Below are 20,731 nucleotides of genomic sequence, written 5' to 3'. Positions count from 1 at the left end.
TGAATCCCGCCACCCCGAGCCTTAGGGTGATAAGCACGCTGATCATACGGGGGTCAGGAAGCGTCCAAGAAGTAAGCACCGAGGAGGAAACATGTCGCCATCTCAGAAGCCCATTCCCGGGGCACCGTCTGCGGAGCCGCCGCAGGTTCAAGAGCAAACCGTCCCGCACAGCCCTCTGCCGCCGAAACCGGATCAGCGCGGGCCGGAGTTGGTTTCGCCCACGGGGACCCCAACCGGCGAGCCGGAGGGATCCAGGTCGCAGTCAGGCGCATATCTAACGACGGCGCAAGGCACCCGGGTCAGCGACACGGATCATTCCCTGAAGGCAGGTACGCGAGGTCCCACCCTCCTGCAGGACCACCACCTGCGCGAAAAGATCACGCACTTCGATCACGAACGTATTCCTGAGCGGGTCGTTCACGCGCGCGGGGCCGGAGCGCATGGGGTGTTCCGGTCGTACGGTTCAGCGGCGAACATAACTCGGGCAGGCTTTCTGGCCGCTGACGTAGAGACACCCGTTTTTGTCCGGTTCTCTAACGTAGTAGGTTCCCGCGGCTCTGCGGATACCGTCCGGGATACCAGGGGTTTCGCTACGAAGTTCTATACCGATGAGGGAACCTTTGACCTGGTCGGGAACAACATCCCGGTGTTTTTCATACAGGACGGCATTAAGTTCCCTGATGTGGTGCATGCGGCGAAGCCACACCCGGACCGGGAAATTCCGCAAGCGCAGAGTGCCCACGATACGTTTTGGGACTTCGTGTCGCTTCACACCGAGGCCCAGGCCCATACGCTGTGGTTCATGGCCGATCGTGGTATTCCGCGTTCGTACCGGATGATGGAAGGCTTCGGGGTCCATACCTTCCGGCTGATCAACGCCGAGGGCACGACGTCTCTGGTGAAGTTCCACTGGAAACCACGGCTGGGCGTGCACTCACTGGTATGGGAGGAAGCACAGATCATCAACGGCATGGACCCGGACTACCACCGCCGGGACCTGGCCGATGCCATCGAATCCGGCGCGTTCCCGGAGTGGGAGCTGGGGCTGCAGGTCTTCCCGGACAGCGAAGACGAAATGTTCGAGGGGATCGATCTGCTGGATCCCACGAAATTCATTCCGGAGGAACTGGCCCCGGTTCAAGCCGTCGGGTTGATGACGCTCAATGCCAACCCGGTGAACTACTTCGCGGAAACGGAACAGGTGGCGTTTCATCCGGGCCACCTGGTGCCCGGGATAGATGTCACCAACGATCCGTTGCTTCAGGCGCGCCTATTCTCTTACTTGGACACTCAGATCAGCCGCCTTGGCGGCCCGAATTTTGCCCAGCTCCCCATCAACCGGCCGCAGGCCCCGATTAACGATATGTTCCGTGATGGCATGTACCAGCAGGCGGATCACGCAGGCGTTGCTCCGTACCGTCCCAACTCCCTCGACGGCGGCTGTCCCTTCCACGCCGGAATAGCGGATGCCGCGTTCATCGACATCCCGCAGGAAGTTGCCGCGGGTATCAACGTTCGACAAGCGCCCGCCACTTTTGATGACCACTATAGTCAGGCCACGCTGTTGTACCGGAGCCTGACCGCAGTGGAGCAGCGACACACTATCGACGCGTACACCTTCGAACTTGGTAAGTGCTATGAAACAGCAATCCGGGAACGGCAGCTGAAGTCGCTGGCGAACATCGATGCCGGGCTCTGCGCCGGTGTGGCCGCCGGGTTGGGCCTCCCCGCGCCCGAGCCGGAGCAGCAGCCGGGGAATCCGCAGCCGAGCCCGGCCGTATCGCAAATCGGCCGGAAATGGCCGACGGACGGGCGCGTCATCGGCATACTGACCGATGACGGCACCGACACGGACAAGGTGTTCACGGCCCGGGACGCGATAGCGGCAGCCGGCATGGTGCCGCTGATTATCGCTCCGGCCGCGGGCACCCTGGGAAACACCGAAGAGCCGGTGCAGCGGACTTATCTGACGGCGAGATCCACTGAGTTTGACGCGATTCTGCTGGCTACCTCCGCCTCGGCGGAACCTGCCGCGGGCGCAGTGCCCGTCGAGCCTGCCACGGCCGGAATTCCCCGCGGTCCCGTGGATCCCCAGATACTCCTTATGGTCACCGAGGCCTTCCGCCATGCCAAAGCCATCGGCGGCTGGGGAAGCGCTGCAGCGATTCTGGCCGCGGCCGGAATCGACGGAGCCGCGGAGGGCCTAGTGCTCGGTGAGTCCGACGACGTGGTGACGGCAGTAGGCGAACTGCTCACCGAACACCGTGTATGGAACCGGTTCCGCGTTATCGAGGGGTGAGGCCAGCGGACAGAGCGAGGCAGCGGCTGATCGCACCTGCCGTCGGGTGGGCCGGCTTTGCGTCGGCCCACCCGACAGTGGCTCACGCCCACCCGACAGTGACTCACGTCCGAGGGTGGCTCCGGACAGACAGCAGCTCAGGACATCAGCTGGACTTTCCGGTATTGCCCTCCTGAGGCTGGATGCTGGTCTCGTCACGCGGCCCGGACGTCCCCGTTGGGCGCGCTGTCTTGCCTTTGCGGCCGGTATCTTCCCTGCCCGACTCTTTGCCGTCCTTGTCCGCCACGTCCTCGCCGCGCCGCCCGATGCTCTCGCCCACATCTTTGGGAGCCATTGCAGCGTCCTCCGGCGTTGTATCCGATCCGGGCTGGGCGGGCTCTTTCAGCGGCGCCTTGCTGCCCATGGCCCGGGCAGTTCCGTCCCTAGGTCGGTTGTTCCCGTCGCTTCTGTCCTCATACGGCGGCACCGCGCTGTCGCCCGTATCGATCGCGCCGCCCGGATCGGGATTCGGGCCACGCTGGTAATCGTTGCCTATGCGGTCGCCTTTCGGCGCGTTCGTCTCAGCCATGGGATCCTCCTCGGCATTACCCGCGGTCGACTGCGCCCTGGAATCCGGCAGCGCCGGCCACCTTCCGTGTTGCATGAAACTCACGCGGCAGGTGCATTCACCTTCACCGACCGTGTCTTCCAATGATAAGTCGCCGCGGCATTCCCGTCGACATGATTTCCCGGGGGGATTCCACGAGGGATTCCGCGGGTGCTGCCTGGTGGATCTTCAGCCGCCGTTCTGGCAAAACGCACCATCAACCGCAGTGCGGTGGCGGTCTGCGACACACAATTCTCGGCCAGGCTGATTCCGGCTGGGTGATGCGTTCCCGGGAAGCGCTAAGACACGGCCCGTCGTCGTAGCTGTACTGGATTTCGTCCATCTCGAGTGCTCGTTGGCCGCTGCTGGCCACGGTCCTCGCCCGCTTCCTTCGCGGGAGCGTGACGCCGCAGACCACCTCGCCCTCCGCGCCGAGAATCCGGCGATGCCGTTAAGGAGATCCTCAACGTCCTTACTGTCGAGAATGAGGTTTTGCAAGTAGTCCGCGGACGCTATGTCTGTGGAACACATTCATGGATCCTCACCCCGGGTTCCATCCGTTCGGCGCTCTTCGATATAGCCAAACGATCCCGTTCCGGCGGCCTGACGGGCAGACCGGCCGCCGGCATCAGGATTTCCAAAGCATTTCAGCGGCTTGCTGCGAAACGGTGATTACCACACGACCCGGCATGGGCCCCCATCGGTCCGGCCTGGATTCGCACGGTGGCCAGGGAATCAGCGATCCGCAGATCCACGATGGCCGGCTCCGGCGCCGAGGCTCCGGGCGTCAGGGTTGCGGCCAGGCGGCCGACCGCGGTTCGCCACGACGGATCGGCCGGGAAGACGGTGCTGACGCCGTCCAGCCCAAGGATCAGCCCGTGCAGCTCATCGGTAATCCTCATGCGCTCGTCCCTTCATCTGGGCCGGAGTCCTCCCGCAGGTCGGTGATGCTGATATCGATGGCTGCGAAATTCAGTTTGGTGTGGGTGGCCAAGGCATCCGCCAGCGTTTGTCGGAGTCCGGCGGACAGGCTGGGCAGGTGGTGACCCCAGAACGCTGTCATGTTGACTTCAGCACCGATGGGGGCGCCGGGCACCTCGAGTTCCCCCTGCAGACGATATCTTCCGATCACCACCCCGGCGAGGGTGTCCCCGGTGTCGTCCAGCCGGCGCCGCGCGGCCAGACCCGACCCGGGAAGTCCGGACAGCCAAGGACCGATCGTCGGCGGCGACACCAGCAGCGCCGTGCGGCCGGTCATTGACAACACCGTCTCGGTGCCGATCCAGAGGAGAATAAGGAGGATCACCACGCCCGGACCAGACCGGGATCACGGGCCACCTCCACGAGCGTGGGAACCACGATGGGAACGCATAGGCTCAGCCCCGGCCCGCCGTCGTCGGCTACCACTGCCTTAACCTCGTCGGCTGGGACCCTGAAAACCTCCGCCGGCACAGCCTGACGGTTCTGATCAAGGCGCCGCCGCTGATCCTGTTGTGTCCGGCCCGCGAACCGCCGGCGGACCCGGCCTCGGCACCGTGGCGGCCCGAAACCGCGGTGCTCATGAGGACGAGCGACGACGGTGGGTAGCGCCTACACCGGCGCGCCGCCGTCGTGCTGACGTATTTCCTTTCCGCTGCGCCGGCGCCACCCTAAAGAGGTGCAGCCGGCAGTGCGGTTGGTTCCGGGCGAATTCCCGCCGGTTGTGGCGCAGTTCTATACGTCGATATTCAGGAATTCAGAGATCTTGAGTGTTGCCCGGTACGGCAAGGTCGGGCCGGGGCCGGAAGGGCAGGCGATGACCATTAACTTTGTACTTGAGGGGCAGGAATTCGTGGCACTCAACGGTGGTCCGGAATTCACGTTCAGCGAGGCCATATCGTTCCACATCAGTTGTTGAAACGCAGGAAGAGGTCGACAGGTTCTGGGACAGCCTTTCCGCCGGCGGCCAGGAAGGACCCAGCGGCTGCCTGAAGGATAAATTCGGGTGGGCCGCGCGCCGATCGCGCTCACATGTGCGCCCGCCAGTTTTCCATCGCCGTCCACTATCAGGGTTACCCGGACTATTCCGTCGGCCGTTGGCGTAGCGCCGCAGTCAGTCCTGCTTGCTGAGGACAATGCCGAGCGGACCGACGGCAGTGAAGTCCTCGGCAAGCAGCGGATCATGTGCTTCTACCAGCGACATCCCCGTGGGTTCTGGCCTGGACGTAACCATTGACCCATACATGGTGACGCTTGAACGCAAGCTCATCCGCCCTTCGATTCGAGCCTGCAGGCCCGGAGCGTCCGGGTCTGCGGTTAAATTCGGTGAGCGCTACCGTTCTGGAGGATCCAGCCGACAGCTACGGTTCCGTCTTTCCTGGCCTCCCCTGGATCACCGGAGCCTGCGAATTCGAGGAACAGTTGGCGGCCTAGCTGGGCCTGTATAAGTGATTCCGTTAGCGTCCGGTTCGTTCGGGCTCTGCTGTCCACCGGTCAACATGGTCATTGTCCTGTCCCAGATGCGGTGCTGGTGTCGGGGCCACCGATCCGGTCAAGTGCAAGGGCGGCTTACGTTTACGGATTGCCCAGACTCAAGAGGTCAGCCGATGGCGCGCTGTGGCGCCATCAACGGGAATTATTCAGGGGACCGGTGAAAGCTGCCCTGCTGCCGCCGCCTGTCGTGAGCGTGGTGGGCGGGGCCACGTAGTAGTATTTCAAGGTCGCCCCCGTAGCTCAATGGATAGAGCAACGGCCTTCTAATCCGTAGGTTACGCGTTCGAGTCGCGTCGGGGGCACTTTCCCGCCAGCAACAGTGATTGGGCTGATCAGCGGTCCGGCCATTGTCAGGGAGGCTGCGTCCCGCGCACAGGGCAGCCGTCCCCGCTTTTCCTCGAGCTCCATCATCATGTTCCCTCCTCCACAGGTCAAGATGCCGAGCAGCATCCACACAGAAGGTGCGTCGCCTCTGGCCAGCAAGTCTGCCGCGCAGTTTGCTTGAAGCATCTGCACAGGGCCGCCATCGGTGGCACGAGGAAAGGCATAGCGATGAGCGATGTGATTACGGTCCGGGGGTTCGTTGCAACCGAGGTTCGGCGCTTCACCACAGACGCGGGCGTATGTATAGCGAGCTTTGAGCTGGGGTCCGTTGAGCGGAAGCAGGACAAAGCCACCAACGAGTGGGTGGACGGAGACACCAATTGGTATCACGTCTCCACGTTCCGCCAGCTGGCCCAGAACACGGCCTTCAGCGTCAATAAGGGTCAGCGGGTCATCGTGACCGGCAGGCTGAAACTGCGGCAGTGGATCAAGGACGACGGGAAGACCGGGACATCGGCCGACCTTGATGCCGACACGTTGGGCCACGACTTGTTCTGGGGAACTGCGGTTTTCCAGCGCAGTACCGCGCCACGCAAGGAGGCGGCTGCTCCCGCAGAGGACGACGGTGGGCTGAAGGAGGGCGGTGGCCCTGGTCAGGACGGCGGGTCCGGATCGGCGACGGACTCTACTGACGAGCAGGGAACGGGGGCGTTGGACGTTCCTGATGATGTGTCCGCGCTGGACGGTGTCGGACTGGTGAACGAGTCAACGGGGGAGGTTCTGGCGGCTGACCCGCCTTATTAGTAGGGCCGGCCGCAGACCGGGACTGGGCCGGCCGCAGACCGGGACCGTCAGGTGCGGGGAATGTGAATTATGCTCCGGCACCGGCTAGCCTTGATGCATGGCGGAATTTATCTACACAATGACCAAGGCCCGTAAGGCTGTTGGCGAAAAAGTAATCCTTGACGACGTAAGCATGTCGTTCTTCCCCGGCGCCAAGATCGGCGTCGTGGGGCCGAACGGTGCTGGTAAGTCCACCATTTTGAAGATTATGGCCGGACTCGATACGCCTTCCAATGGTGAGGCGCGGCTGAGCCCCGGATACACGGTGGGGATTCTGCTGCAGGAGCCGCCATTAAATGAGGAAAAGACCGTTCTGGGCAATGTCCAGGAGGGCGTTGCCGGGATCCACGGCAAGATTCAGCGTTTTAACGAGATTTCCGAAGAAATGGCCAGCCCTGACGCTGACTTTGATGTGCTGCTCGCGGAGATGGGCAAGCTGCAGGAGGCCATTGACGCGGCGGATGCCTGGGATCTGGATTCTCAGCTGGAACAGGCCATGGATGCGTTGCGCTGCCCCCCGGGTGACGCGGATGTCACGGTGCTCTCCGGTGGTGAGCGCCGCCGCGTGGCCTTGTGCAAGCTGCTGCTGCAGAAGCCGGACCTGCTGCTGCTGGACGAGCCAACCAACCACTTGGATGCGGAAAGTGTGTTGTGGCTGGAGCAGCATCTGACCAGCTACGCCGGCGCCGTGCTTGCCGTCACCCACGACAGGTACTTCCTGGACCACGTGGCGCAGTGGATCGCCGAGGTTGACCGCGGCCATCTGTACCCCTATGAGGGCAACTACTCCACCTATCTGGAGAAGAAGCGTGCTCGTCTGGAGGTCCAGGGCAAGAAGGACGCGAAGCAGGCGAAGCGCCTGACGGAGGAATTGGATTGGGTCCGTTCCAACGCCAAGGGCCGCCAGACCAAGTCCAAGGCGCGTCTGGCCCGGTACGAGGAGATGGCCGCCGAGGCGGACCGTACCAGGAAACTGGACTTCGAGGAGATCCAGATTCCGCCCGGCCCGCGCTTGGGCGGCGTGGTGCTTGAGGCGAAGAACCTGCAGAAGGGGTACGAGGACCGCGTGCTGATCGACGGGCTGTCCTTCAGCCTGCCGCGCAACGGAATCGTCGGCGTCATCGGGCCCAACGGCGTTGGCAAGACGACGTTGTTCAAGACGATTGTCGGTCTGGAACCGCTCGACGGCGGCGAACTCAAGGTCGGCGACTCCGTGAAGGTCTCGTACGTGGACCAGAGCCGCGGCGGGATCGACCCGAACAAGACCTTGTGGGAGGTTGTTTCCGACGGCCTGGACTATATCCAAGTGGGCCAGGTTGAGATGCCCTCCCGTGCCTATGTTGCCGCCTTCGGTTTCAAGGGACCTGACCAGCAGAAGAAGGCAGGCGTGCTCTCCGGTGGTGAACGCAACCGGCTGAATCTGGCGATGACCCTGAAGCAGGGCGGAAACCTGCTGCTGCTCGATGAGCCCACTAACGACCTGGACGTCGAAACGCTGAGCAGCCTGGAAAATGCGCTGCTCGATTTCCCCGGTTGCGCCGTCGTCGTCTCGCACGATCGTTGGTTCCTGGACCGGGTGGCAACCCACATCCTGGCCTATGAAGGCACCGATGACAGTCCGGCCAGCTGGTATTGGTTCGAGGGGAACTTCGACTCGTATGAGGCCAATAAGATCGAGCGCCTCGGTGCCGACGCCGCCCGGCCGCACAGTGTGACGCATCGCCGGCTCACCCGCGGCTAGGCCCGCGGAGTACTCCGCGGGAGGAGTACGACGGCGAACGTAGCCGGCGACAGCAATGGCCGGTCCCGTGGACCGGCCATTGCGTTCTCCGCATTGCTTTCTTTGCACTGCGTTATCGGCTCTGCGTTATCGGCACTGACTCGACGGCACTGACTCGTCGGCCACGACTTGTCCGCACCATATGAAGCGACGGAGGCAGATCACGGCGCGCCCTGGTCCCCGGCCGTTATGGTTTCCACGGGGACCCGGATCATGCCCTCCTGCGCCACGGAGGCCACCAACTGTCCGGCGCGGTTGAAGATTTTACCGGTGTTAAGTCCGCGTGCCCCGGAAGCGCTGGGGGATTCGGTGACATACAGCAGCCAGTCATCAACGCGGACCGGGCGGTGCCACCACATGGCGTGGTCCAGGCTGGCAATGCTCAGGCCCTTGGAAATCCAGCTGATGCCGTGCCGGCGCAGGGTCGGCTCCAGCAGCGTGTAGTCGCTGGCATAGGCCAGCGCCGCCCGGTGCAGATTGGCGTCGTCGGGCATGGCACCAACGGTTTTGATCCACACACCCTGATGAGGCGCGCGGATGCCGTCCACGCTCAGATAAATGCTGCTCTCGACGTGCCTGATATCAAACGGACGCCCGAAGGCCCAGGACTGAGCGACCGGGTGGTCGAATTTGCCCAGCAATTCCGCGGCACTGGGCAGGGAATCGGGGTCCGGAACATTCTGCGGCATCTGGTCCTGATGGTCGATGCCGATATCGGGAACCTGGAAGGACGCGATCATGGACAGGATCGGGACGCCGTTCTGATAGGCGTGGGTGCGGCGGGCCGAGAATGACCGCCCGTCGCGCAGCCGCTGTACGCCGAAGGTGATCGGCTGGTCCGCATCGCCCGGACGCAGGAAGTATCCGTGCATCGAATGCACCGGCCGATTCTCGTCCACGGTCCGGATGGCTGCAATCAGGGACTGGGAGAGGACCTGGCCGCCAAAAACACGCCGGGCGGGCTGCGGTTGCGAGACGCCAACGAAGATTTCCTCGTCGGTATGGGCTCCATCGGCCTCACTGAGATCCAGCAGCTCCAGCAGAGTGGTCATTGGGTCCTGTACCGCGGGGGAGTCAGTCATGAAAAGACTCTATGTGTCAATCCCGAGGTGCTCAAACATTCGTGGCAGGAAACACGATTGGTTGGCTTCGGGCGGCTGCGGGATGATGGATGAATGGCAACAATGATCCAGATTCCCCTGCAGATCCGCTTCGGCGATATTGATTCCTACGGACATGTGAATAACGTGACGTATCTGCAGTATCTGGAGGACGCACGGGTGCAGCTTTTCCACACGCCGCTGGGAGCCGCGGCTGCGCCCGGGACGGGCCCCGACGAGTCGTTTGACGATCTGGTCGGCGAGGATCTGTATACCTTGGTGGGCCGGCATGAGATCGAGTACTTGGCGCCGTTGGTGTTCCGGCCGGAGCCGGTCTTCGTCAACATCTGGGTCACCCGACTGGGAGGCTCCAGCTTCGAATTCGGCTACACCGTGGGGGAGAAGGACGACTCCGTGATCTACGCCCAAGCCAGCTCGGGTGTGGTCATGGTTTCCCGCCTGACGGGGCGTCCGGTCCGGCTCAGTGCCCACCAGCGCCATGCCCTGGAAACGTGGCTCGGCGATCCGGTGTCCTTTCGCCGCCGGCCTAGGCCGGACGCCGCAGTGGAAGCGGCTCCAAATTTCTCCCCTACAGGGGGCTCTGCGACGGCGCGCTCTACTGCAGCGGATTCTAGGGCAGCGGGCTCCACGGCACGGGTCCGCTCATGACAACGTCGACAGCGCAGCAGATCCTAGAGCTTGCCGACGCGGGAACCGTAGCGGATCTGCGCACCTTCATTTCCCGCGCACGAGCGGCCGACGACGGCGCCGTCCGGCTGCAGGCCGTCGGTTCCGTGCTGGCGGCGTATGTCTGCGTGATGCGGCCAAAGCTGCTGGGCGAGGGAACCCCGACGGTTCTGGGGCTGCGAACGATGGCCCTGCACACGCCGTCTGACGTGGACGTGACCGTGCCGTTGGCCGCGGTCTCCGACCGTCTGGCGCGAATGGCGGCCGACGACGTCCGGCTGGCGGTGCCGCCGATGACGGTCCACGAATCCTGGGCCGGTATCAGCGCACCGCGCGGAGGTTGGGATCGGCTGCAGGAAATCGATGCCGAAACCCTAATCCGGGTGGCCAAGGACGGTGTCCGGGAGGTGGCACAGATAATTCCCGTGAATCCGGGGGCGATGATCGTCAACAATGCACGGGCGGCCGTTTGGGGGCGGCCTGTTCCCGGCATCGCCCCGGCCCTGCCCGCGGGCGCGGCCTTTGCAGCGTACGCGCTGGGTTTCGTGGCACCGGACGAAACTGCGGTGTTGTTCGGCTCCGAGCGATGGCTGCGCCTGAGCACCGGACGCGGGCATGTGTTGATCCGGCCGGCGGCAATCATCTGACCGGTCCCAGCACAGGAGCAGGGCCGTCAAACGGTTGCCCGCGGCACGTGGGGACTGCCGGCCGCCCGCCGGACCGTGGCGAAGGGGAGGGTGGAGCCCTTACGCCGAGTTCACCATGGAGTGGGCCGCGCGTTCCAGATAGTCCCAAAGTGTTGCCTCGTAAAGTGGGGGTAGATTCACCGCGGCCACGCCGGCGCGCATGTGCAGCAGCCAGCGGTCGCGGGCCTGCGGCGTCACGGCGAACGGGATGTGGCGCATCCGCAGCCGAGGGTGGCCGCGCTGTTCCAGATACGTTCTCGGACCACCCCAATACTGCTCGAGGAACATGCGCATCCGTTCCTCCGCGGGGCCCAGATCGTCTTCCGGGTACATCGGCCGCAACAGCGGGTCCTGTGCAATGCCCTGATAGAAGACGTGCACCAGTTTCACGAAGGTTTCGTGGCCGCCGACGGCGGCGTAGAAACTCTCCCCGCTGGCGGGCGTCCCGGTGTCCGCGCTGGTCCGGGCCGCTGGTGCGTGCTGCCGCTCGGTCGTCACCAGAGGGACGGCGGGCACGTTAAAATCCACCGCTGCCCGAACGGGGACGGAATTATCTGCTGTGCTGGTATCGCCGGCCATGAGCCGCCCGCCTCCTACTGAACCCGACGCGCAATGGCTGCGCCGCCGTCGGACTGGTGTGCCATTTCGTCACGGGCATTGTCGTGAGCGTCGACCGCCGTCTGGCCGGCGGCATCGGCCGGACCCTCGGCAGCGGGAGCAATGAAATCGCCTTGGGAGCGGTTGCCTAACCGCAGGATCTCGCCATTCCGCAGATACCAGATAGCGCCGTCCGCGGCGCGGACCCGCGTGATCCGCAGTCCCACGGACTCCACCACGCCGACCACCTCACTTGTCTCGATCACGTCGCCGATTCCGTACTGGTCCTCCATGGTGATGAAGATGCCGGCCAGAAAGTCCCGGATCAGCTGCTGGCAGCCGAAGCCGATCGCGATGCCAAAAATGCCGACGCTGGTCAGGACCGGGGCGATATTGACGCCCAGACTCTGCAGCACGTAAATGACGGCGATGACCACGATCACCACCGTCACTACGGAGTTGAGCAGTGAACCGATGGTCTCCGCGCGCTTAACCCTGCGTTCGCTGTCGAGGGTGCGCAGCACCGGCTGGGCCCATTTCAGGCCGCGGACATTCAGAATGCTGCTGCCGATGCGGATCCGCCGGACAATGCGCGAAATGATGAGCGTCAAGACGGCCCAGATGATTAAGCTGACCAGTACAACGAACCCGACAGCCAGCAGCCGGCTCCAGACCAGGTCCCAATTCCACGTCACTACGATTGTGCCTTCCCGTTGCTTGTTCTGCAGAGCTTGTCCTGCAGATTTCCCCTGCTGTCAAGCCTAGCGCCGTGGGGAGACAGTACGCGCATTCTCATTCTGGGCGGAACGGTTTCCCTCTCCGCAGAGCTCGCCCGGCAGGCGGTGGAACGCGGACATGAGGTGACCTGCGTGGCCAGGGGGACGGCGGGACAGCCGCCGGCGGGGGTTGGTTTTGTGCAGGCGGACCGCTCGCTCGGTATCGAGGTCTATCGAGGTCTATCGAGGGCTCGACGGCGAGTGGGATGAAGTGGTCGACGTCTCCTGGAGTTTGGATCAGGTCCGCGACTACGGGGAGGCCAAGGTCACCTGTGAGCGGCTGAGTTCAGACGCCGTCGGGCCCCGGCTTCATATCTGCCGTCCGTGCCTGATCGCCGGACCGGGGGACGTCAGCGACTGGTTCGGCTACTGGCCGGCGCTGGCCCGCGCCTTGGCGCCGCGGCCTTTTGACCTAACGAGGGAAGACACTCTGGCCGACGAACGTGCCCGCCATCTCGACCGGGACCGTCGGGCCGGGTTGAGCGCAGACGAGGAGCGGCGGCTGGTCCTGGCGTGGAAGGCCACCCAATATACCACCGCTTAACCTTTCGGTGCGTGGGGGAGATACGCCCCTTTTAGAGGCGTTTAGAGGGGTATATCTCCCCACTCACCCGAAGGAGGGGGCCGGGGTCAGGCGGTGACGGTGGGTGCGTGGTGCACTGGGAAGTTGACGCTGCGGGCGATAAAGCACTTCTGCGCGGCTTCCTCGTGCAGCGCGGCGGCCAGCCCGAGGTGTGCTGGGTCCGTCACCGTCAGCACCGGCCGTAGTGTCGCGGAGATGAACTGCCCGCTGCCATCCGCGTTCAACCGCATTACCCCGGCAGCTTCGTCGCGGTAGTTGGTCACCACGATCCCGTGGTTCACTGCGACGTGCAGGTAAGAGAGCATGTGGCACTGGGCCAAGGCGGTGAGCAGCAGCAGCTCAGGGTTCCAACGGTCCCGGTCGCCGTGGAAGGTCGGGTCCGCGGAACCGTGCAGGGTCGGCAGCCCGGCGGCGGTGACATCATGCCCGCGTCCGTACTCGCGGTAGCCGGAGGTGCCGGTGCCGCGGTTGCCGGTCCACGAAACGGTAATTGCGTAGTGATGCTCATGCAGGGCCATGGAGGGCTACTTGTCCGCGGCCCGGGCCTTGAGCGCGCGCACCACGCCGTCGCGGCTTTCCAGCACCAGCCGGCGCAGTGATGGCGTGTCGCTGCCCAACTCGGTCAGGAATGCGTCCGTGGCGTCGATGGTGCCTTGCGAGACCAGCTCCGACGGGTAGAGACCGGTGACGATGGTGGAGCTGATCTCATGCGACTTGGTGGCCCAGACCTTGCGGATGGAGGCGAAATACTTGGCCACGAAAGGCTCGAGCAGCTTCGTGTCGTTGACCCGGGTGAAGCCGCCGATTGCTGACCGCTGGGCGGCATTGGGCATATCACCGTCATCGACGACAGAGTTCCAGACGGCCGCTTTTGCCTCCGGCGTGGGGATGGCAGCGCGGGCTCCGGCGGCCGCCAGCTGGCCGGTCTGGGTGCGGTCGCGGCCCAGCTCGGTATCGATGTCTGCCTCTCCCATCCGTCCGCCGGCCACCAGTGAGGACACCAGCTCCCAGCGCAAGTCCTGATCGACTTCAACGCCGGCCGGACCGCCGTCGCCCGCCACCAGGCGTGCCACCGCGTCCAGCTGTTCACCGGTGCGTGCCAGCGCGGCGAAGGCCTTCACGAACTGCAGCTGCGAATCAGACCCCTCGTCCGCCTGCCCCGCGAGCGTCCAGAGCGCATCCCCGGTCCGGACCGCGACAGCCTCCCGGTGCTCCTCGGCCACGTAAAACATCAGCGTCGTGGTCAGCTGGCGCAGCAGCACGGTAACCACGGAAGAGTCGGATTCCGCACCGATGTTGGCCAGAACGAGGTCCACGTATTCGCGGGCCGGCGTTTCGCCGTCGCGCGCGGCGTCCCAGGCCGACCCCCAGACCAGCGTGCGCGGCAGTGAGTCGGCGAAGTCCTTCAGATGCGCCTTTGCGAAGCTGAGCGAGGCCTCGTCGAGACGGACCTTGGCGTAGGCCAGATCGCCGTCGTTCAGCAGTACCAGGGCGGGGCGGCGGCGGCCGGTCAGCTCGGCGACCTCCGTTCGTTCGCCGTCGACATCCAGCTCCACGCGGTGCGTACGGACCAGCTTGCCTGAATTACTCTCATCTGCGCCGGCCAGATCATAGAAACCGATAGCGGCCCGGTGCGGGCGGATGGTGGGGTGCTCCGGAACGGCCGACTGCAGCACGGCAAAGCCGGTGATGACGCCGTCGTCGTTCACGGTTATTTCCGGGCGCAGGGTGTTCACGCCGGCCGTTTCCAACCATAGCGACGACCAGTCCTTCAGATCGCGGCCGCTGGAGATCTCCAGCTCACGGAGCAGATCCGCCAGCTCGGTGTTGCCCCAGGCATGCTTGCCGAAGTAGGCGCGCACCCCGGCCATGAACTCCTCCTGGCCCACCCAGGCCACCAGTTGGCGGAGCACCGAGGCGCCCTTAGCGTAGGTGATGCCGTCGAAATTGACCAGGACGTCTTCCAGATCCTTGATCTCCGCCACGATGGGGTGCGTGCTGGGCAGCTGATCCTGCCGGTAGGCCCAGGACTTTTCCATCGAGGAGAACGTGGTCCAGGCGTTGGTGTACCGGGTGTTTTCCGCCGCCGCGAGCGTGGACATGAATTCCGCGAAGGACTCGTTGAGCCACAGATCGTTCCACCAGCGCATGGTCACCAGGTCGCCGAACCACATGTGGGCCAGCTCGTGCAGGATGGTGATGGCGCGGCGTTCGACGACGGCATCGGTCACCTTGGAGCGGAATACATACGTTTCCAGGAACGTCACCGCTCCCGCGTTTTCCATCGCGCCGGCGTTGAATTCCGGGACGAAGAGCTGGTCGTACTTGGCGAACGGATACGGCGTGCCGAACTGCTTTTCATAGAATTCGAAGCCTTGGCGGGTCAGTTCAAAGATATTCTCGGCATCCAGGTACTGCATCAGGGATTTGCGCGCAAAGACGCCCAACGGGATCGTCCGGCCGTCGGAGCTGGTGAGCTCGCCGCGGACGTTCTGGTAGGGTCCGGCGATCAGCGCGGTGATGTAGGAGGAGATCACCGGGGTGGGCGCAAAGTTCCAGGTCGCGGACGTGCCGACGGCGAGCGGTTCCGGAGTGGGAGAGTTGGAGATGACGTCCCAGTGGGCCGGGGCCGTGATGTTGAAGCTGAAGGGCGCTTTGAGGTCCGGCTGTTCGAAGACGGCGAACATACGCCGGCTGTCCGGGACCTCGAACTGGCTGTAGAGGTAGACCTCGTTGTCCACCGGGTCCACGAAGCGGTGCAGGCCCTCGCCGGTGTTCATGTACGGGGCGTCCGCCACCACGGTCAGGATATTGGTCAAAGCCAGGGTGGGGAGCTGAATGCGCACACCGTCGGAGACCTCGGCCGCATCGAGTTCGACGCCGTTCAAGGTCACCGAGTGCACAGTGGCGGTGATCGCGTCGATGAAGGTGGACGCGCCGGCAGTGGCGCGGAAATGCACCACGGTGGTCGAGGAGAAGACCGCATCTCCGCGGGTCAGATCGAGCGTGACGTGGTAGGAGTCGACGGCGACAATACCGGCCCGTTCGCGGGCTTCGGCACGGGTCAGGTTCATCCCGGACGGTTGGTTGTCAGACATAGTATCGGCTCCATTGTTCGGCGGTGATGCCCCCGGTGTGTCGGACCACGGCATTGTGGACTCATTGTTCCACTGAATGTCTTTTGCTGCGGGAGGGCGTCAAATTTGTCATGCCGACGGCATAACCGCCGGGGCACTCCGAGGCCTAGGGTGGAACTAACCGGCTGGGCTTACCCGCGCAATCGGTGGCTTACCGGTGGCCCAACGGGAGAATATCCGGCACGGCCGCAACGACAGCTGCAAAAATCGTGAGGGGAGCGCACATGGAGTCGGGGGAGAATCGGGGGACCGACCGCCGGGCGCTGCGGTTTGCCATCATTTTCCCGCTGGTGCTCGCCATCAGTTTTGGTCTGGCCGGATACACGCTGCGCGGGGAAATCCCGCTCGGGGCGGTCCTGCCGTTCGGCGGTTCTCCGCTGCCCGCCGTCGGATATCTGGCGTTCAGCGCCGGGTGCATCGCACTGGCGGGAATTGCCTTCGGCAGCCAGGCGGCCAGGACGTCCCTGCCGCGTACCGCGCGAAGGGCCCTGCTCGGGACCGCGTTCACCGCGGAACTGTTTTTGACGTCCCTGTTCGGCTCGACCTTGGTGGCGCAGGCCGGCGCCGGCCGCCACCCAGGGCCGCAGCCGGATCCGATCGTGCTCGCGATGGGCAGTGGCGCGGCGTTGGCGCTGGGCGTGGTCATTGCGTTGGTGTACCAACCGGCTGAACAGTGGACGCAGCGCGACGAGGAGGCGCTGCGGGTGGAGCTGGATCCTGCCCTGGCCCGTAACCGGCTGATGTACTGGGTGCATCCGCGAAGCTCGGTGCTGATCATGATTCTGCTGGCTGGCGCCCTGCCGGGAGTGCTGATCGCGCTGGCATTGCCCTGGCTTGGGGCAGTGGTCTTGGCGCTGGCTCTGGCCGCCGTCGTTTTCCTGACGGCACTCGTGGATGCCGATCGTGACGGGGCCACGGTGCTGATAGCCGGGGTGGTTCCGGCCCTGCATTGCCGGGCCGCCGATGTGCAGGCCGCGGCAGCGTTGGATACGCGGGCCCGGGACTATGGCGGCTGGGGCCTGCGCCGGCGCGGCGGCACGGTGTCTTACCTGTCGGCCAGCGGTCCCGCCGTCGTCGTCCGTCTGGAAAGCGGTACCGCCGCCATTATCGGTGCCCCGGACACCGACCGGGCGGAAGCGCTTGCGGCGCTGCTCAACGGGAGTTTCCGCGGCTGGGAACCGGGAGCGGGCCCGGGAGCGCCGCCGTCAGGTAGTCCGGGAAACTTGTAGGCTGGAAGCCGGAACCAGATACAGCCTCGAAAAGGACATGCCATGAGCCCCTCCCGCATCCACATTGCCACCGACCATGCCGGCATGGAGCTGAGCGCGCACCTGATCGAGTATCTGGGTGCCGTCGGATACGAGATGGTGGATCACGGGCCAAAAATTTACGATGCCCAGGACGACTATCCCGCCTTCTGCATCAACGCTGCCCGTGCCGTGGTGACGGACATCGAAGCCGGCGTTGACGCGCTGGGCATTGTGCTGGGCGGCTCCGGTAACGGGGAGCAGATCGCGGCCAACAAGGTCAAGGGTGTCCGGGCCGCGCTGGCCTGGAACCTGGACACGGCGAAACTGGCCCGCGAGCACAATGACGCGAACGTCGTCGCGGTGGGTGGACGCCAGCACAGCGTCGACGAGGCCACGCGGATCATTGAGGCATTCCTGGCGGAGCCATTCAGCCGGGACGAACGCCACGTGCGCCGCATCGCCAAGATCACCGCGTACGAAACAACCGGCGAGGTTGTCCGGTAGGGCATGCCTGAAGGTCACTCCGTCCATCGGCTTGCACGCCAATTCCAGGACGTCTTCGCGGGGCACCGGCTGCGGCTCTCCAGTCCACAGGGGCGCTTCACCGCCGGAGCGGCACGGCTGGACGGTCACGTGCTGGAGCACGCGGCCGCGCACGGCAAGCAGTTGTTTTTGAGCTTCGGGAACGAGCTCGTGCTCCGCGTGCATCTGGGTCTGTATGGTGCGTGGGACTTCGGCGGGGATGAATCGTTCACGGGGGCGTCCAGCATTGGCGCGCCGCGGCGGATCGGGGAGCGGGAGATTCCTGCCGCGGACGCCGGCGCAGGCTCGGTGGGCACCTCCGCCGCCGCGGGACGTGCACGCAGCGTTGGTGCCGCCGCCGCTGCCGCTGCGGCCGTGGGCATGTCCGCCGCCGCGGGACGTGCACGCAGCGTTGGTGCCGCCGCCGCTGCCGCTGCGGCCGTGGGCATGTCCGCCGCCGCGGGACGTGCACGCAGCGTTGGTGCCGCCGCCGCTGTAGCCGTGGGTTCCGCAGCGTATGCGGGTCCGCCGGAGCCCAAAGGCGCCGTGCGCGTCCGGCTCGTCTCGGACCATGGCTGGGCGGACCTGCGCGGACCCACCGCCTGCGAGGTGCTGACGCTGGTGGAAGCCGCGGCCGCCGTCGCGGCGCTGGGGCCGGATCCGCTGCACAATCGTCCCGGCGACGAGCTGGAGTTTGTCCGACGCGCCGGTGCCAGCCGGGCGGCGGTGGGGTTGCTGCTGATGAACCAGCAGGTTCTTGCGGGTGTGGGAAACGTCTACCGTGCCGAGGTGCTCTTCCGGCGGCGCCTCGATCCATGGCTGCCCGGCACTGCGCTGCCGTCGGAGCGGCTTGCCGGCTTGTGGCGGGACATCCTGTCCGTGATGGGCGACGGCGTCCGGGACGGACGGATCATTACCACCGCTTCCGCCGACCGGACATCGCCGACCCTGCCGGTGGCGGTGGGCGACGCGCACTATGTGTACAAGCGCGAGGGGTTGCCCTGCCGGATCTGCCGAACACCGGTAGCAATGACGGAACTAGGGAACCGGAAATTGTACTGGTGCCCGGCCTGCCAGTGCTGACGCAGACGCGGCTCCCGCGGACTTGATTGGGCTAACGCGGACTCCGCTCCCGGTGGCTGGGTCATACGCATATGGTTCTGCGGCTCGCCCTCGTTTCCTGTTGAAGGCAAAAAATCCCCCGGCGCCGCCGGGGGAGGTTAAAACTGGTGTGGAGGGGGCGACGGGAATCGAACCCGCGTCATCAGTTTGGAAAACTGAGGCTTTACCATTAAGCTACGCCCCCAGGAGTGATGCCGAGGGGAAGTAAGGAAGGCGGTATCGCCGCACTGCCCGGCCGCTTTCCTGCCGACGGAGCGTTCCGCCGGGTACAACTACATCATACGGGGGGCGGGTACTGTCAAATGTGCACCGGTTCTGCGCTGCGCCCGCATTGGGGATTGTGCATGAGAGGGATTTTGGCCGTAGACTTGCCGGTGCACTACGGGGCGTAGCGTAGTGGCTAGCGCGCCTGCTTTGGGAGCAGGAGACCGCAGGTTCGAGTCCTGTCGCCCCGACTCAGCATTGTTCCGGAAACACAGGACGGAACTTGCTGCTGATCACCACTCACAAATCGACCATTCAGGAGTACATGCTGTGAAGAGCGCCGTCGAAAACCTCACACCCACTCGGGTCAAGCTCAATGTCGAGGTTCCGCTCGAGGAATTGAAGCCCAGCATTGATGAGGCTTACAAGACGATTGCTACTCAGGTTCAGGTGCCGGGATTCCGTAAGGGCAAAGTCCCCAACCGCCTGATCGACCAGCGCGTGGGCCGCGGCTACGTGTTGGAGACAGCTGTCAATGACGGCCTTAACGGCTGGTACCAGGCCGCCGTTGAAGAAGCCGGCATCCATCCGTTGAGCCGCCCCGAGGTTGAAATCACCGAAGTTCCGGATCCGAGTGCGACCGACGGGGAACTGAAGTTCCACGTCGAGGTCGATGTCCGTCCGGAGATTGAGCTGCCGGACTACAGCGGAATCGAAGTTGAGGTGAAGGCCTCCGAGACCGCAGATGAGGACCTCGAGAAGGCCCTGAACGAACTGCGTGGCCGGTTTGGGTCGCTTAAGCCGCTGGACCGCCCGGCTGCCACCGGGGACTTCCTCTCCATTGACATTGCCGCAAAGATTGACGGCGAAGACGTGGATTCGGCTTCCGGCCTGTCCTACGAGGTGGGCGCCGGAACTATGCTCGAGGGCCTCGATGACGCAGTCGCCGGACTCAGTGTTGACGAAGAGACCGTGTTCGACACCAAACTGGCCGGCGGAGATCATGCCGGCGAGGCGGCCCAGGTCACGGTGACGGTCCGCTCCGTCAAGGAGCGCGAGCTTCCCGAGGCCAACGATGACTTTGCGCAGCTGGCCAGCGAGTTCGACACCATGACCGAGCTGCGCGCCGACCTGGCCAAGCAGGTGGCCGAAGCCAAGACGGTTGATCAGGGCATCGAGGCCCGGGACAAGGTCCTGGACAAGCTCATCGAACTGATCGATGTTCCGGTGCCCGAATCCGTCATTTCCGACCAGATCGAGCAGCACTTTAACGGTGAAGGCGGCCACGGCGGCGAAGACCACGACACCGAGGAGCACCGCGCAGAGGTTAAGTCCAACACGGAGCGTGCGTTCCGCAACGAGATCATCCTGGATACCATCGCGGACAAGGAGGAAATCGGCGTCAGCCAGCCCGAGCTGATCGATTACATCGTTTCCTCGGCCAGCCAGTACGGCATGGAGCCGAACCAGTTCGCGCAGATGCTTGACTCCAGCGGTCAGGTCCCGATGATTGTCGCTGAGGTGCGCCGCCGTAAGGCGCTGGCGGCCGTCCTGGCCCAGGCCACGGTCACTGACACCAACGGCGACGCGGTGGACCTGAGCAGCTTTGTCAGCGCCGGCGACGCCGAGTCGGAGACGGTGGAAGACGCCGAGCTGGAAGCGGTCGACTCCACCGAGGCCGAAGATGTCACTGAGACTCCCGCCGTCGACGATCCGGGCGCGGCCCGCTTCTGACGGGCGCCCTGCCACCAGCGGCGTGATTC

20 protein-coding genes and 3 tRNA genes are annotated in these 20,731 nt (G+C 64.6%); 13 read left to right on the top strand and 10 right to left on the bottom strand.

From position 1 onward, the window contains the following. Positions 1–91 precede the first annotated feature (91 nt). Positions 92–2,299 (top strand): catalase, encoded by a 2,208-nt coding sequence (locus ACLLJI_RS11910; protein WP_434612504.1) that lies wholly within the window; start codon positions 92–94, stop codon positions 2,297–2,299. A 145-nt stretch (positions 2,300–2,444) separates the two neighbouring features. On the opposite strand, the gene ACLLJI_RS11905 is transcribed toward ACLLJI_RS11910, so the two are convergent. The 4 genes from ACLLJI_RS11905 to ACLLJI_RS11890 form a co-directional block, all read right to left on the bottom strand. Then, positions 2,445–2,867 carry a hypothetical protein gene (locus ACLLJI_RS11905; RefSeq protein WP_434612502.1) on the bottom strand — a complete coding sequence of 141 codons (423 nt, stop codon included), beginning with the start codon at positions 2,865–2,867 and terminating at the stop codon, positions 2,445–2,447. 665 nt (positions 2,868–3,532) lie between these two features. Continuing rightward, positions 3,533–3,787 (bottom strand): hypothetical protein, encoded by a 255-nt coding sequence (locus ACLLJI_RS11900; protein WP_434612500.1) that lies wholly within the window; start codon positions 3,785–3,787, stop codon positions 3,533–3,535. Further along, positions 3,784–4,194, bottom strand: a complete 411-nt coding sequence (locus ACLLJI_RS11895; protein WP_434612498.1) for a hypothetical protein — start codon at positions 4,192–4,194, stop codon at positions 3,784–3,786. The genes ACLLJI_RS11900 and ACLLJI_RS11895 overlap by 4 nt, the downstream gene beginning before the upstream one ends. After that, complete coding sequence (locus ACLLJI_RS11890; protein WP_434612496.1) at positions 4,188–4,337, bottom strand: hypothetical protein; 150 nt, start codon at positions 4,335–4,337, stop codon at positions 4,188–4,190. The genes ACLLJI_RS11895 and ACLLJI_RS11890 overlap by 7 nt, the downstream gene beginning before the upstream one ends. A 205-nt stretch (positions 4,338–4,542) precedes the next feature. Between ACLLJI_RS11890 and ACLLJI_RS11885 the strand changes: the two genes are divergently transcribed. The 4 genes from ACLLJI_RS11885 to ettA all read left to right on the top strand — a co-directional run bounded on the left by ACLLJI_RS11885 (position 4,543) and on the right by ettA (position 8,265). Continuing rightward, positions 4,543–4,782, top strand: a complete 240-nt coding sequence (locus ACLLJI_RS11885) for a VOC family protein (protein ID WP_434612494.1) — start codon at positions 4,543–4,545, stop codon at positions 4,780–4,782. Positions 4,783–5,586: 804 nt separating this feature from the next. After that, a tRNA-Arg gene (locus ACLLJI_RS11880) sits at positions 5,587–5,659 on the top strand. Between the two features lie 250 nt (positions 5,660–5,909). Further along, positions 5,910–6,485, top strand: coding sequence for a single-stranded DNA-binding protein (locus ACLLJI_RS11875; RefSeq protein ID WP_283560855.1), 576 nt, complete (start codon positions 5,910–5,912; stop codon positions 6,483–6,485). 97 nt (positions 6,486–6,582) lie between these two features. Continuing rightward, positions 6,583–8,265: an energy-dependent translational throttle protein EttA gene (gene ettA / locus ACLLJI_RS11870; protein ID WP_434612491.1), complete on the top strand. Its 1,683-nt coding sequence runs from the start codon at positions 6,583–6,585 to the stop codon at positions 8,263–8,265. Positions 8,266–8,465: 200 nt separating this feature from the next. Here the strand turns inward: ettA and ACLLJI_RS11865 are convergent, their stop codons facing one another. Next, on the bottom strand, positions 8,466–9,386 hold the full coding sequence (locus ACLLJI_RS11865; RefSeq protein WP_434612489.1) for an acyl-CoA thioesterase: 921 nt from the start codon (positions 9,384–9,386) through the stop codon (positions 8,466–8,468). 93 nt (positions 9,387–9,479) lie between these two features. Here ACLLJI_RS11865 and ACLLJI_RS11860 point away from each other — a divergent pair, with 93 nt between their 5' ends. Next, positions 9,480–10,073 carry an acyl-CoA thioesterase gene (locus ACLLJI_RS11860; RefSeq protein WP_434612487.1) on the top strand — a complete coding sequence of 198 codons (594 nt, stop codon included), beginning with the start codon at positions 9,480–9,482 and terminating at the stop codon, positions 10,071–10,073. Further along, a complete protein-coding gene (locus ACLLJI_RS11855; RefSeq protein WP_434612485.1) occupies positions 10,070–10,738 on the top strand; it encodes a hypothetical protein in 669 nt (222 codons plus the stop codon). Before ACLLJI_RS11860 ends, ACLLJI_RS11855 begins: the two co-directional genes overlap by 4 nt. Before the next feature lie 99 nt (positions 10,739–10,837). Here the strand turns inward: ACLLJI_RS11855 and ACLLJI_RS11850 are convergent, their stop codons facing one another. Beyond that, a complete protein-coding gene (locus tag ACLLJI_RS11850; RefSeq protein WP_434612483.1) occupies positions 10,838–11,356 on the bottom strand; it encodes a globin in 519 nt (172 codons plus the stop codon). A gap of 14 nt (positions 11,357–11,370) precedes the next feature. Further along, positions 11,371–12,069: a mechanosensitive ion channel family protein gene (locus ACLLJI_RS11845; RefSeq protein ID WP_434612481.1), complete on the bottom strand. Its 699-nt coding sequence runs from the start codon at positions 12,067–12,069 to the stop codon at positions 11,371–11,373. A gap of 292 nt (positions 12,070–12,361) precedes the next feature. Here ACLLJI_RS11845 and ACLLJI_RS11840 point away from each other — a divergent pair, with 292 nt between their 5' ends. Next, positions 12,362–12,694 carry a hypothetical protein gene (locus ACLLJI_RS11840; protein WP_434612479.1) on the top strand — a complete coding sequence of 111 codons (333 nt, stop codon included), beginning with the start codon at positions 12,362–12,364 and terminating at the stop codon, positions 12,692–12,694. An 86-nt stretch (positions 12,695–12,780) separates the two neighbouring features. On the opposite strand, the gene ACLLJI_RS11835 is transcribed toward ACLLJI_RS11840, so the two are convergent. Both ACLLJI_RS11835 and pepN read right to left on the bottom strand, forming a co-directional pair. Further along, complete coding sequence (locus tag ACLLJI_RS11835; RefSeq protein ID WP_434612477.1) at positions 12,781–13,251, bottom strand: OsmC family protein; 471 nt, start codon at positions 13,249–13,251, stop codon at positions 12,781–12,783. A 6-nt stretch (positions 13,252–13,257) separates the two neighbouring features. Then, positions 13,258–15,807, bottom strand: coding sequence for an aminopeptidase N (gene pepN, locus ACLLJI_RS11830; protein ID WP_434621499.1), 2,550 nt, complete (start codon positions 15,805–15,807; stop codon positions 13,258–13,260). Positions 15,808–16,079: 272 nt separating this feature from the next. Here pepN and ACLLJI_RS11825 point away from each other — a divergent pair, with 272 nt between their 5' ends. Genes ACLLJI_RS11825 through ACLLJI_RS11815 form a run of 3 tightly spaced genes read left to right on the top strand, consistent with a single transcriptional unit; the run spans position 16,080 to position 18,725 of the window. Continuing rightward, entirely contained in the window at positions 16,080–17,099 is a 1,020-nt protein-coding gene (locus ACLLJI_RS11825) for a hypothetical protein (protein ID WP_434612475.1), read from the top strand. Positions 17,100–17,141: 42 nt separating this feature from the next. Further along, the gene (locus tag ACLLJI_RS11820; protein WP_283560845.1) at positions 17,142–17,624 is read left to right on the top strand and encodes a ribose-5-phosphate isomerase; all 483 of its coding nucleotides are present in this window, start codon (positions 17,142–17,144) and stop codon (positions 17,622–17,624) included. Positions 17,625–17,627: 3 nt separating this feature from the next. Further along, a complete protein-coding gene (locus ACLLJI_RS11815; protein ID WP_434612472.1) occupies positions 17,628–18,725 on the top strand; it encodes an Fpg/Nei family DNA glycosylase in 1,098 nt (365 codons plus the stop codon). Between the two features lie 149 nt (positions 18,726–18,874). Here the strand turns inward: ACLLJI_RS11815 and ACLLJI_RS11810 are convergent. After that, positions 18,875–18,948, bottom strand: a tRNA-Gly gene (locus ACLLJI_RS11810). Between the two features lie 198 nt (positions 18,949–19,146). Between ACLLJI_RS11810 and ACLLJI_RS11805 the strand changes: the two genes are divergently transcribed. Then, positions 19,147–19,219 (top strand) — tRNA-Pro (locus tag ACLLJI_RS11805). Positions 19,220–19,298: 79 nt separating this feature from the next. Further along, the gene (gene tig / locus ACLLJI_RS11800; RefSeq protein WP_434612470.1) at positions 19,299–20,702 is read left to right on the top strand and encodes a trigger factor; all 1,404 of its coding nucleotides are present in this window, start codon (positions 19,299–19,301) and stop codon (positions 20,700–20,702) included. Positions 20,703–20,731 lie beyond the last annotated feature (29 nt).

The organism is Arthrobacter sp. A5 (assembly GCF_051131705.1).
In the GTDB taxonomy this organism is placed as follows: domain Bacteria; phylum Actinomycetota; class Actinomycetes; order Actinomycetales; family Micrococcaceae; genus Arthrobacter_M.
Note: the sequence above shows the minus strand (reverse complement) of the source record. Positions and strands in the feature narration are given on the sequence as shown.